This window comes from Streptomyces sp. NPDC054783, from assembly GCF_053611725.1.
This window is the reverse complement of record NZ_JBSHAY010000010.1, coordinates 212,080-223,890: the sequence shown is the minus strand read 5'-3', so window position 1 is coordinate 223,890 and position 11,811 is coordinate 212,080. Positions and strand designations below refer to the sequence as shown.

Genomic DNA, 11,811 nt, shown 5'->3' with positions numbered 1-11,811 from the left:
CACCCCCGTCCCCCTTTTCGCCCACCCCTCTCCCCGGGCGATACGCGTGCATAGGAGCCCGCGATGAGCGACATGATCACCGCGGACCTGGTCGATCTCGACCTGTCCGCCGACAGCAAGGAAGCGGCGGCGCGCGCCCTCGCCGAGCGCATGGTTGCCCAGGGCCGGGTGACCGACCTGGGGGGCTTCCTCGCCGACGTGGCCGCCCGTGAGGCGCAGATGCCGACCGGCCTCGACGGCGGCATCGGCATACCGCACTGCCGCAGCGCCCATGTCACCGAGCCGAGCCTCGCCTTCGGCCGCAGCGCCGCGGGCATCGACTTCGGCGCCGCGGACGGCCCGGCCGACCTGATCTTCCTGATCGCGGCTCCGGCCGGTGCCGACGACGCCCACCTCACGATCCTCTCCTCACTGGCCCGCCAGCTGATGAACTCCGACTTCACCTCGGCGCTGCGCGCGGTGGCCGACGCGGAGACGGCGGCGGCGCTGATCCGCGGGGACGAGACGCCGAGTACGGCGCAGGCGCCGACGTCTTCCGAGGAGAGCACTGGCGTGAGCGAGGGCGCGGGCCGCGCGGCGAGCGCCGAGGGCGTGGAGGTGAGCGCGGGCGCGAACACTGCGGCGGGCGTTGCTCAGGGCGCCCCGCAGGGCGCCGTGGGCGCTGCGAGCGTCGCGGGCGCATCCGAAGACTCCGCTGCGGCGTCGGTGGCGGCCTCCGCCGACGCCGCGGCGGGCACCACGGCGCAGGCGCCGGGCGCATCCGCCCCGGCGCAGACGACCCCCGCGGGCGCCGGCTCCGCTGCGGACTCCGGCGGACGCCCCTTCCGTATCGTCGCCGTCACCTCCTGCCCGACCGGCATCGCGCACACCTACATGGCGGCCGAGTCCCTGGAGAACGCGGGACGCGAGGCGGGCGTCGAACTCGTCGTCGAGACACAGGGCTCGGCCGGCTTCACCCGGCTGGACCCGGCGGTGATCGCGGCGGCGGACGCCGTGATCTTCGCGCACGACGTCCCCGTACGCGACAAGGACCGCTTCGCCGGCAAGCCGACCCTCGACGTCGGAGTGAAGGCGGGCATCAACCGCCCCGCGGAACTCATCACGGAGGTGCGCGCGAAGGCGGCGCGCGGCGAGAGGAGCGCACCGTCGCCCGCGTCGGGCGGTACGCCGGTCGAGCGCGCGGGCGACTCCACCGAGGGCTACGGCACCAGGCTCCGCAAGTGGTTGATGAGCGGCGTGAGCTACATGGTTCCGTTCGTCGCCGCGGGCGGCCTCCTCATCGCCCTGGGCTTCGCGATCGGCGGCTACAAGATCAACAAGGCGCCGTCGGTGATGGACCACTTCGTGTGGACCCAGGCCGACAGCTGGGGCGCCCTGCTGTTCCAGATCGGCGCCGTGGCCTTCGGCTTCCTGGTCCCGGTCCTGGCCGGCTACATCGCCTACGGCATGGCCGACCGGCCCGGCCTGGTCCCCGGCTTCGTCGGCGGCGCGATCTCACTGACCATCAACGCGGGCTTCCTCGGCGGCCTCGCGGCCGGTCTGATCGCCGGTGGCGTGGTGATGGCCATCCAGAAGGTGCGGATCCCCCCTGCGTTGCGCGGCATCATGCCGGTGGTGGTGATCCCGCTGATCTCCTCGGCGATCGTCGGATTCCTGATGTTCGTCGTCATCGGCAAGCCCATCGCCAGCGCGCAGAGGGGTCTCACCGACTGGCTGAACGGCCTCACCGGCACCAACGCGATCCTGCTCGGCGCCCTGCTCGGCCTGATGATGTGCTTCGACCTCGGCGGCCCGGTCAACAAGGTCGCCTACACCTTCGCCACTGCCGGCATCGCGGTCTCCAACCCCAGCGACTCCGCGATGAAGATCATGGCCGCGGTGATGGCGGCCGGCATGGTCCCGCCGCTGGCGATGGCCCTCGCCACCACCGTGCGCGGCAGGCTGTTCACGCAGACCGAGCGCGAGAACGGCAAGGCCGCCTGGGTCCTGGGCGCCTCCTTCATCTCCGAGGGCGCCATCCCGTTCGCGGCGGCCGACCCGCTGCGCGTGATCCCCTCGGCGATGGTCGGCGGCGCACTCACCGGCGCCCTGTCGATGGCCTTCGGCGCCACCCTGCGCGCTCCGCACGGCGGCATCTTCGTGATCCCGCTGATCGGCAACCCGTTCCTCTACCTCATCGCCATCGCGGCCGGCGTCTGCGCCACCACGGCCCTGGTCGTCCTCCTCAAGGGCATGCGCAAGCAGACCCCGGAGAGCACGGCCGCCGACCCCGCCAGGAACGAGACCACCACGACCAAGGACACCAAGCAGCCCGTGGCGGCCTGAGCACCGCACCACCTTCGCCACGCCTTGTCCCTTTGGCGCGCTGTGAGTTGTTCACGGCACCTGCGAGATACGTCACGGTCCGGGACCAAAGTCCCGGACTGTGGTGTGTACTGGGGCGTATGCCAGAGCATGTCTCGACTCTCCAGTTGGCCGGCGCGGCCGTCCTCGCCCTGGCCGGCGTGGCGTGGGCGATCGGCGTCATACGCCTGCTGCGCCGCTTCCGTGCGGAGGCCCTGCGAGAGCTTCGGGCTGCTCACCTGCCCTTCCTCCCGTCCCAGCCGCAGGCCGGCCCCGCGCTGGAGAAGGTGGAACTGACCCCCGCGGAACAGGACGCCTTCGCCGGGCTGATACGGCGACTCGGCGATCACTGACCGGACAAGCGCCGGCACCCGCCCGCTCGCCGCGCGCTATGCCTGGCGCGCCGCGCGCCGCTCCATGGCGTCCCGGGCCGCGTCCTCCGACATGTACACCTCGCACATGTGCCGCCCGTCCGGCGTCGCCGTGTGCTCGACCTCCCACAGGGAGACCTCGCTGCCGTCCGGCAGCAGGAACGCGTGCTCGTACAGCGCGTAGCTCAGTCCCGCGCGCCCGGCGCGCCCCGGGCGGCCGAACGCCTGCGTGATCTCGTGCGCCGTCGCCGTCGCCAGCAGCGCCGCCGTCTTTGCACCGGGCCGGTCCGGATTCTCCGCGCGGCGCAGAAGCCGGCGCGCGTGGTCCGCCGAACCGTCGGAGGCGAATATGTGCCGGGGCTCCGGGATCGCCCACAGCCGACTCAGTGCGGGCAGCTCGAACTCCGGGGTCTCCGGCGGCATCCCGAGCCGTGCCGTGGCCGTCTCCAGCTCCTCCTCGTCGGCGTACACCTCGCTCTCCGGGGCGCCGCCCGGCGTGGGGTTGTGCACGAGCTCCCACAGCGTGACCGCGGAGCCGTCGGCGAGCAACCAGGTGTGCCGGTACGTCTCCCGGTGCCGCCCCGCGCTGTGATACGCGGAGTGCAGCGAACTGTCGTGCGCCAGCGAGCAGTCGAGCTGCCGTACGACCTCGTCGGGCAGCTCGAAGGAGTTCAGGGCACGGCCGAGGAGTCGCTCGAGATGCTCCTCGGGAGACTCGGGCGACTCGGCTGGTTCGTACGCTGCCGTCTCGTACGGAACGCTCAAGGTATCTCCCGGCGTTGCTGCATGTCACCTTGTGGGTGCATACCGTAGCCCCTCGGTCGGACATCATGTCCGGGAACCGAGAAAACGTACGCCGGGAAAACGTGCGGGCCGTGCGAAGAGTTCCCGCACGGCCCCACGTGGTGTCAAAAACCGCCGCTCAGGCGGCACTTCCGGCAGTCCAGGCGCTCCACGACATGTTCCAGCCGTTGAGCCCGTTGTCCGGGGCCACCGTCGTGTCCGGGGAGTTCTTCACGATGACGACGTCCCCGACGAGCGTGTTGTCGTAGAACCACTTGGCGGGTGTGGCACCCTGCGCGCCCTGTACGTCGGCCATGCCGACGCAGCCGTGGCTGGTGCCCTCGCGGCCGAAGGGCGGGTTGCCCTGGTTGTACCAGTAGTTGCCGTGGATGAAGGTGCCGGAGTCCGTCAGGCGCATCGCGTGCGGTACGTCCGGGATGTTGTACTCGCCGCCGAGGCCGACCGTCCGGCTGTCCATGCGGGTCTGTGTGAACTTCTCGGAGATCACCATCTGCCCGTTGTAGGTGGTGTGCTGCGGGCTGCCGGTGGAGATCGGAATCGTCTTGACGGTCTTGCCGTCCCGTACGACGGTCATGGTCTGGGTGTTGGCGTCGACCGTGGAGACCTGTGACCGCCCGATGGTGAAGGAGACGGTCTTCTTCTGTACCCCGTAGACGCCCTTCGCGCCCTGGACGCCGTCCAGGGCGATCTGCATCGTGACCCTGGAGCCGGCCTTCCAGTAGTCCTGCGGCCGGAAGTCCAGCCGCCGGTCCCCGAACCAGTGGCCGACCACCTGCTGGCCGCTGCTGGAGTTGACCGTGATGTGCGACTGCACGGCCTTCTTGTCGGTGATCGACTTGTCGAACGTGAACGACACCGGCATGCCGACCCCGACCGTGCTGCCGTTGTCCGGCGTGTAGGTGCCGATGAAGCTGTTCGCCGTCGTCACGGTGGTGAAGATGGAGTTGGCCGCCGCGGTGCGCCCGTCGGCGTCCTTCGCGGTCGCGTCGATCTCGTACTTCGTCCCGCGCTCCAGCTGCTGCTTCGGCTTCCAGCTGCCGCCGTCCGCCGATATCGCCCCGGACACGGTCTGCCCCGTCCCCGACACGGTCATCTTCACGTCGGTCAGCTTGCCGTCACTGACCTTCACGCCGGTCGCGTTGATGGACGCGTCGGTCGAACCGTCCTTGGCCGAGATCGCGATCTTCGCCGTGGACGTCTTGGGAGAGTTCTTGCCGTCCTTGCCGTCGCCGGTGGCGTTGGCGCTGCCACCGCAGGCGGTCAGGGTGAGGCTGCCGACCACCAGGGCGGCACAGGCCCCCAGTACGCGCCGCGCTGCGATGTCCGGCGTTGTCACAGGCTGCTCCAGGTTCGTGTGATGTGCGTGATCCGTTCCCATGCGTGAAGAAGGAGGGCACCGGCGCCGGGGAAGGTTCCCTCCAGATCCGCATGAACGCCATCACGTGACAGAACCGCGACAATTCAAGCCCGGGAGCGCGACGGTCGCTCCGCCCCGACTCCGGTCCGCCGCACTCGCCCGGCCCGCACCCCCTGCCTTGCCCCCGGCCCCCTACCTCGCCCCGTACCTCGCCCCGTACAACTCCCCGTACGACGGCCACACTCCGCCGGGTCCGTCGACCGACTCGGCGGCGCGTACGCCCCGCACGATCGCGCGCGTCACCGCATCCGCACCGGCAGCGAGGATGCCGTTGAGCTCCAGCGGGTGCTCGGAGAGCGGGTGCGCCCCGGTCGCCAGCGCGAACACCGTGTCGCCGTCGTTCATGAGGTGCACCGGTCGTACGGCGCGCGCGATCCCGTCGTGGGCGGTGCCCGCCAGCTTCTGCGCCTGCGCCTTGGAGAGGCTCGCGTCGGTCGCGACCACCGCCAACGTCGTGTTGAGCGGAGGCGGCGCGTTCTTGGCGGCGCTTTCGTCGAGCCGCCGGCGCGCGGCTTCGTGCACGCGCTCCTCGGGATACTCCACCCGCCCCTGGCACAACTCCCCGTACAGCGCCCCCGTCCCGGGCTCGATCACCGACCCCGCGGCGTTCACCACCACCAGCGCGGCCACGGTGATCCCCGAGTCGAGTACCGTGCTGGCGGTGCCCACGCCGCCCTTGACGCGCCCCGCCACGGCGCCCGTCCCTGCCCCGACGCACCCCTGCACCACCGGGGCGCCCGGCGTACTCGCCGCCGCGGCTTCCACCGCCCGACGCCCCGTCGCCGCGTCCGGGCGCGCGCCGAAGTGCCCTCCGCGCCCCAGGTCGAAGACGCACGCGGCGGGCACGACCGGCACGACGTGCGCGGGGTCCGGCCCCACCCGCACTCCGCGCCGCTGCTCCTCCAGCCAGGCCATCACGCCGGACGCCGCGTCGAGCCCGTAGGCGCTGCCACCGGTCAGCACGACCGCGTCGACCCGCTGGACCACGTTGCGCGGGTCGAGCGCGTCGGTCTCCTTGGTGCCTGGGCCGCCGCCGCGCACGTCCACGGCGACGACCGCGCCGCCCTCCGGAGCGAGCACGACCGTGGTGCCGGTGAGCCAGCCGTCCCCGCTGCGGGTGGCGTGCCCCACCCGCACCCCGGCGACGTCCGTGATTGCGTCAACTGTCATGGAGGCCAGTCTCGCCCGCCGAGGCGCCCGCGAGGAGTCAGCCGGCGGGAGCGGTCGCGCTCACCGTGCGCTCCCGGCTCACCATGCGCGCCGTCAGCGTCACTCCGGTCGCGACCGCGGCCGAGCACACCAGCCCCGCCGCGAACGCGGCCCAGTCGCCCAGGAAGGTGCAGCAGATCACCAGCAGCGCCGCGGCCGGCAGCACCAGTTGCTGGGCGATGCCGACCTTGAAGTGCCGCGAGTGCAGTGCCCAGACGGCGAGCAGGTACAGCGCCGTGGGCAGGGTCACGGCCGCCGCCGCGGACAGCGTGGAGATGTGGGTCTTGCCAACCGTGTGTTCCACGGCCACCTCCAGGCCCGCACCGATCGCCGCGGCCGAGGAGAAGATCAGGTAGTGGCCGTAACCCCACAGGAACGCCTGGCCGTTGGCGCGGAGGCGGCCGTGGATGGGCACCACGAAGTAGATCCACCACGCGGAGAAGACGATCAGGAGCCCGCCCGCCGCGATCGGCAGCAGCTCGCCCAGTGCGTTGTGCTCGTCGAAGGCCCCCTTGACGGCGCCGGTCGCCGCGGCGACCGTCTCGCCGAGCACGATGATGGTGAACAGGCCGTACCGCTCGGCGATGTGGTGCGGATGCCAGGAGGTCTCGCGCTCCTTCTCGGCGAACAGCGGCACGCACATCTCCGCGATCGCCATCACCAGGAACACCCAGGGCCGCGCGGGCTCGGGCAGCAGCAACAGCCCGAGCCAGCCGACCTGGCACAGGAGCACGCCGCACGCGTACCGCAGCGCCACGGTTCTCTCGGCGCCCTCGGCCGATCTCGCGGCCCTCAGCCACTGCGCGGCCATCGCCAGCCGCATGATCACGTAGCCGAGCCAGACCCCCAGGTAGTCGTGATGCTGGAAGGCCCGGGAGATGCCTGCGGCCAGCACCAGGACGCCGGCGATCTGCACCAGGGTGACGACCCGGTAGAGCGCGTCGTCGTTGTCGTACGCCGAGGCGAACCAGGTGAAGTTCATCCAGGCCCACCAGATGGCGAAGAACTGCATGGCGTAATCGAGGATTCCGTCGCCCGCGTGGCCCTGGGTGACGGCGTGCACCAGTTGCATGCCGGCCTGCGCGATCGCCACGACGAAGCACAGGTCGAAGAAGAGCTCCAGCGGCGAGGAGACCCGGTGCGCCTCGTCGCGTTCGCGCGCGACGAGCCGTCGCAGCGGTCCGGAGGACTGGGGTGCGCCCGAGGAGGCGGGTGCCGGAGCGGAACTCGACGTCATGCCTCTCAGCACACCAGAAAAGCGTCCAGAAGGCCTTGTGACGGCATCAGCAGACAATGAACGCGTCCGCTAGCGGCTCCCGCCGGGGGCGCCGGACGAGCGTGGGCGTGTGGACCGGGGCCGTACCCTTGTGGCATGAGCACCACCCCCGCATCCGAGCCCCGCGACCCGAAGCCCGCACTGGTGTTCGACGACCCCCTGGACCAGCAGTCCTCGGACGACACCGACCGCGGGTGGGGCGAGCGCTCGGACAACGGCAGCGCCGCCGACCTGAAGCGCTTCCTCGACGAGAAGCCGCCCCACCACCTCTGAACCGTCCGCGTCGGCGCCGCTAGCGCTCGTCGTGTCCCGATCCACGCTGCGCGACCAGCGCGTCGCGGATCTCCTTGAGCACCTCCAGCTCGGTCACCTCGATGACCTCCCTGGTGCCCTCCCTCGCCGCCTTGCGGGCCGCCTGCCGCGCCAGGTACTTCGACATCGGCAGGATCATCAGGAAGTACACGACCGCTGCCGTGATCACGAAGGTCAGCGTGGCGCCGAGGACGGAGCCCCACAGGATCGGTACACCGCTCTTGACCGAGCCGTCCGCGCTCACCACACACGGGTCCTTCAGGCAGAAACTGTAGTGATCCAGGTTCTGCGTGCCGATCGCGCCCACCAGCGGGTTGATCACCCCCTTGACCACCGAGTTCACGATGTTCGTGAAGGCCGCGCCGATGACCACCGCGACTGCCAGATCGACGACGTTGCCGCGCATCAGGAAGGCCTTGAAGCCGTGCCAGACGCTCGGTTCCTTCTTCTCGCTCACCTCGGGGACTCTCCTTGCCTGCGCAGGGTGTGGAACGAAACGCTCCGCAACCTACGGCACGGTGCGGCCCTGGTGTCCAGTCCCGCCGTTCGATCGTGCGACCTGACAGCAATCCGCAGAGAAGGCGTTCCAGGCGGTTCAGCACAGCGTCACCGCCAGGCGCGCCGTGGCGCCGGCGCCGACGAGCCGCGCCGCCGTGCCGCGCGGCACCGACAGCACGACCAGCGCCCCGCTCTCGGCCCCGTCCTCCAGGGGCTCGGGCACCTTGGTCACCCGCACGCCGCGCGCGAGCACCCGTGCGGCACCCCCGGCGGTCGGGTCTCCGGCGGCGATGACGTCGACGCGGTCGCCGGGCCGCAGGAGCCGGACGGTGGCCGCGTCGGCGATCCGCACGGGCGCCGTCACCACGTCCACGGCCGCCTGCCGGCGTACGGGCACCGTGACCGGGCGGCCCCGGGCCTTTGCCGAGTGATGTGGGTCGGCCTCCGTGCGCGGCCCCGCGGCGACCAGCGCGGCCGCGGTCACCGCGAGGCCGGCCGCGATGGCCCGCCTGCGCTGCCGTACGAGCCGCTGCAGTTGATACCGTCCGCCGCGCACCCGCACCGGCGGGAACTGCGGGACCTCGCAGGTCGCCGGGGCGTCCGTGCCGAGCGGGCGCGGAAGCCGGAGCGGAGGCGGAGAAAGCGGATAAAGCGGAGTGAGCGGGGAGGGTGGGGATGAAGGGGACGGAGGGGGCAGTGGGGACGGAATGGGAGACGGATTCGAGGACGAGGACCGAGGCACGGAAATCACCGCCTGCGACGAGGAATTCGGTTTGCGATGCCACGATGAGGCCTCGCGCCGAATCCCGCCGGAGCCGGTGGATCACGGGCGGATTGTGGACAACCCGCCCACCCGAACGGGGAATTCCGGATCTTCTCGCGAAAGCCGAACGCCCTACGGCAGTGGGAAACCCGGATCCATTCCGCCGAGCGCGCTCCCGCACAGACAGTCCCGCGCCCCGGTCTCCGGCAGTGCCGCCACCGCGTCGAACAGCACGCCCCGCAGCCGGTCCACATTGGCCGCGAACACCCGCAGCACCTCCTCGTGCGAGACGCCCTCACCGGTCTCGGCGCCGGCGTCGAGGTCGGTGACCAGGGTCAGCGACGCGTAGCACAGCTCCAGTTCCCGGGCGAGCGCGGCCTCGGGGTGACCGGTCATGCCCACGACCGACCAGCCCTGCGCCCGGTGCCACAACGATTCGGCACGCGTCGAGAAGCGCGGCCCCTCGACCACGACCAGCGTTCCGCCGTCCACCGGCTCCCAGTCCTGACCCCGGGCGGCCTTGAGGGCGGCAGCGCGCCCGGTGGGGCAGTAGGGGTCGGCCATGGAGACGTGCACGACGTTCGGCACGGTGCCGTCGGGCAGCGGCAACCCGTCGAAGTACGACTGCATCCGGGACTTCGTACGGTCCACGAACTGGTCCGGCACGAGCAGGGTGCCGGGGCCGTACTCGGGCTGCAGCCCGCCCACCGCGCAGGGGCCGAGCACCTGCCGGACGCCGACCGAGCGCAGCGCCCACAGGTTGGCGCGGTAGTTGATGCGATGCGGCGGCAGGTGGTGGCCGCGGCCGTGCCGGGGCAGGAAGGCGACCCGCCGGCCGGCGATCTCGCCGAGGAACAGGGAGTCACTGGGCGGCCCGTAGGGGGTGTCCACCTGGACCTCGGTCACGTCGTCGAGGAACGAGTAGAAGCCCGAGCCGCCGATTACGCCGATCTCTGCGTTCGCCATGACCAGCACACTAGCGGGCGGTGAAGCCGTGGGGGAGCGGCCCCAGGAGGCGCCGAAGACCCTGCCGTCGTACGACGGCAGGGTCCGGGGAAGAAGCGGGTCAGGCCGCGGAGCTGTTGGTGGAGCTCGACGAGGACGGGGACGAGGACGGCTTCGACTCGGACGAGGCCGTGCCGGACGACGACGTGCCGGACGACGACGTGCCCGACGACTTCGACGCCGGGCTGCTGCTCGACGTGGAGCCACGGGAGTCGTTGCGGTAGAAGCCGGAGCCCTTGAAGACGATGCCGACCGCGGAGAACACCTTCTTCAGGCGGCCACCGCAGTTGGGGCACTCGGTCAGGGCGTCGTCGGTGAACTTCTGCACCGCCTCGAGGCCCTCGCCGCACTCGGTGCACTGGTACTGGTAGGTCGGCACTGTCTTCCTCCTGGCACTCTCACTCAATGAGTGCTAACGACGGTCCATAGTGACGTATTCCGTGGGATCAGTCCACCGTCACCGGCACGCGGTGACCGACGCCACGTGCGACGGTACGGTTCTGCGGCCGCGCGACCAGCCGTGACCGCAGCGCCAGCAGGGTCGCCAGCGCGAGCACGGTGCCGGCCATCGGCACCAGGAATCCCGCACCGCCCCACAGCCGGTCCTCCAGCTGTCCGGCGACCGTGACGGCGGCCGCCTGTCCGAGCGCGACCGCGCCGGTCAGCCAGGTGAAGGCCTCCGTGCGCGCGCCGGCCGGGACCAGGCCCTCGACCAGCGTGTACCCGGTGATCAGCGCCGGCGCGATGCACACGCCCACCAGCAGGCCGAGTCCGGCGAGCAGCAGCACCGAGTGCGCCGTCCACAGGGCGGACGCCACGATCGCGAGCGCCGTGTAGCCGACGACCAGGCGGTGCTGGGGAGCGGTCTTCCAGGCGATGGCGCCGCAGACGACGCCGGACAGCATGTTGCCGGCGGCGAAGACGCCGTACAGGACACCGTTCAGGCCGGGCTCGCCGATCGACTCGGTGAACGCCGCGAGCCCCACCTGCATGCCGCCGAAGACGGACCCGATGCCCAGGAAGGTCACGACCAGCACGCGCACGCCCGGCACGCGCAGCGCGGAGGCGTGCTTCACGCGCGCGTGCCCGCTCTCGCCGGTCACCGGCGGCTGCGTGCCCTTCTGCGCGGCGAACAGCAGACCGCCGACGAGGGTCAGCGCGCCCTCCGTGACCAGGCCGGCCGCCGGTGTCACCGCGGTGCACAGCGCGGTCGCCAGCAGCGGGCCGAAGACGAACGTCAGCTCGTCCGTGACCGACTCGAACGCCGCCGCGGTGGCCATCAGGGGCGAACCCTGCAGCTTCACGCCCCAGCGCGCACGCACCATCGGACCGACCTGCGGCACCGAGGCGCCGGTGGGGACGGCCGCCAGGAACAGCGCCCACAGGGGCGCGTGCGCCAGGGCGAGCGCCGTCAGCGACAGGCCGGACAGCGTGTGCACCACAACGCCGGGGATCAGCACGGCGCGCTGGCCGTAGCGGTCGGCGAGGCGCCCGCTGTACGGCGCGAACAGGGCCATGGAGACACCGGTGGCGGCCGCGGCGGCGCCCGCGGCGCCGTACGAGCCGGTGGTGTGCTGCACGAGCAGCACGATGGAGAGGGTGAGCATCGCGAACGGCTGGCGCGCCGCGAAACCGGGGAGCAGGAAGGTCCAGGCGCCGCGGGTGCGCAGCAACTGTCCGTATCCCGGGTGGGAAGAGGCCGGCGAGGTCTTCTCCGGTTCGGTGGTGGTGACCGTGGATCCCACGGCCCGTGCCTTTCTGCCGCCTGGTAGCGCGGGCCTGGTGGGGCCCGGGCGCCGAGAGCTGTCCTCTT

At 71.5% G+C, this 11,811-nt stretch carries 12 protein-coding genes; 3 read left to right on the top strand and 9 right to left on the bottom strand.

What is annotated here, in order from left to right; translation table 11 throughout:
- Positions 1-63 precede the first annotated feature (63 nt).
- Both ACWGJ5_RS20080 and ACWGJ5_RS20075 read left to right on the top strand, forming a co-directional pair.
- Positions 64-2,325, top strand: a complete 2,262-nt coding sequence (locus ACWGJ5_RS20080) for a PTS fructose transporter subunit IIABC (protein WP_453311001.1) — start codon at positions 64-66, stop codon at positions 2,323-2,325.
- Positions 2,326-2,444: 119 nt separating this feature from the next.
- A complete protein-coding gene (locus tag ACWGJ5_RS20075) occupies positions 2,445-2,696 on the top strand; it encodes a hypothetical protein (RefSeq protein WP_453311000.1) in 252 nt (83 codons plus the stop codon).
- A 36-nt stretch (positions 2,697-2,732) separates the two neighbouring features.
- On the opposite strand, the gene ACWGJ5_RS20070 is transcribed toward ACWGJ5_RS20075, so the two are convergent.
- The 4 genes from ACWGJ5_RS20070 to ACWGJ5_RS20055 form a co-directional block, all read right to left on the bottom strand.
- Positions 2,733-3,479 carry a DUF6227 family protein gene (locus ACWGJ5_RS20070; protein WP_453310999.1) on the bottom strand — a complete coding sequence of 249 codons (747 nt, stop codon included), beginning with the start codon at positions 3,477-3,479 and terminating at the stop codon, positions 2,733-2,735.
- Positions 3,480-3,636: 157 nt separating this feature from the next.
- Complete coding sequence (locus tag ACWGJ5_RS20065) at positions 3,637-4,854, bottom strand: L,D-transpeptidase (protein ID WP_453310998.1); 1,218 nt, start codon at positions 4,852-4,854, stop codon at positions 3,637-3,639.
- 213 nt (positions 4,855-5,067) lie between these two features.
- Positions 5,068-6,105, bottom strand: a complete 1,038-nt coding sequence (locus tag ACWGJ5_RS20060) for a P1 family peptidase (RefSeq protein WP_453310997.1) — start codon at positions 6,103-6,105, stop codon at positions 5,068-5,070.
- A gap of 37 nt (positions 6,106-6,142) precedes the next feature.
- Entirely contained in the window at positions 6,143-7,381 is a 1,239-nt protein-coding gene (locus ACWGJ5_RS20055) for a low temperature requirement protein A (protein WP_453310996.1), read from the bottom strand.
- A 135-nt stretch (positions 7,382-7,516) separates the two neighbouring features.
- On the opposite strand from ACWGJ5_RS20055, the gene ACWGJ5_RS20050 reads away from it, so the two are divergent.
- Positions 7,517-7,693 carry a hypothetical protein gene (locus ACWGJ5_RS20050; RefSeq protein ID WP_228623291.1) on the top strand — a complete coding sequence of 59 codons (177 nt, stop codon included), beginning with the start codon at positions 7,517-7,519 and terminating at the stop codon, positions 7,691-7,693.
- A gap of 19 nt (positions 7,694-7,712) precedes the next feature.
- On the opposite strand, the gene mscL is transcribed toward ACWGJ5_RS20050, so the two are convergent.
- The 5 genes from mscL to ACWGJ5_RS20025 form a co-directional block, all read right to left on the bottom strand.
- Complete coding sequence (gene mscL, locus ACWGJ5_RS20045) at positions 7,713-8,189, bottom strand: large conductance mechanosensitive channel protein MscL (protein ID WP_385318488.1); 477 nt, start codon at positions 8,187-8,189, stop codon at positions 7,713-7,715.
- Between the two features lie 138 nt (positions 8,190-8,327).
- Positions 8,328-8,927, bottom strand: coding sequence for a hypothetical protein (locus ACWGJ5_RS20040; RefSeq protein ID WP_453311061.1), 600 nt, complete (start codon positions 8,925-8,927; stop codon positions 8,328-8,330).
- 198 nt (positions 8,928-9,125) lie between these two features.
- Positions 9,126-9,959 carry an S-methyl-5'-thioadenosine phosphorylase gene (locus ACWGJ5_RS20035; RefSeq protein ID WP_453310995.1) on the bottom strand — a complete coding sequence of 278 codons (834 nt, stop codon included), beginning with the start codon at positions 9,957-9,959 and terminating at the stop codon, positions 9,126-9,128.
- Between the two features lie 100 nt (positions 9,960-10,059).
- Positions 10,060-10,377, bottom strand: a complete 318-nt coding sequence (locus tag ACWGJ5_RS20030; protein ID WP_453310994.1) for an FmdB family zinc ribbon protein — start codon at positions 10,375-10,377, stop codon at positions 10,060-10,062.
- Positions 10,378-10,444: 67 nt separating this feature from the next.
- On the bottom strand, positions 10,445-11,743 hold the full coding sequence (locus tag ACWGJ5_RS20025) for an MFS transporter (RefSeq protein WP_453310993.1): 1,299 nt from the start codon (positions 11,741-11,743) through the stop codon (positions 10,445-10,447).
- Positions 11,744-11,811 lie beyond the last annotated feature (68 nt).

Bases quoted from the DNA above. Each gene is read 5' to 3' on its own strand.
- ACWGJ5_RS20080 (WP_453311001.1), top strand. From the start codon at position 64: ATGAGCGACATGATCACCGCGGACCTGGTCGATCTCGACCTGTCCGCC.
- ACWGJ5_RS20075 (WP_453311000.1), top strand. From the start codon at position 2,445: ATGCCAGAGCATGTCTCGACTCTCCAGTTGGCCGGCGCGGCCGTCCTC.
- ACWGJ5_RS20060 (WP_453310997.1), bottom strand. From the start codon at position 6,105: ATGACAGTTGACGCAATCACGGACGTCGCCGGGGTGCGGGTGGGGCAC.
- ACWGJ5_RS20055 (WP_453310996.1), bottom strand. From the start codon at position 7,381: ATGACGTCGAGTTCCGCTCCGGCACCCGCCTCCTCGGGCGCACCCCAG.
- ACWGJ5_RS20050 (WP_228623291.1), top strand. From the start codon at position 7,517: ATGAGCACCACCCCCGCATCCGAGCCCCGCGACCCGAAGCCCGCACTG.
- ACWGJ5_RS20035 (WP_453310995.1), bottom strand. From the start codon at position 9,959: ATGGCGAACGCAGAGATCGGCGTAATCGGCGGCTCGGGCTTCTACTCG.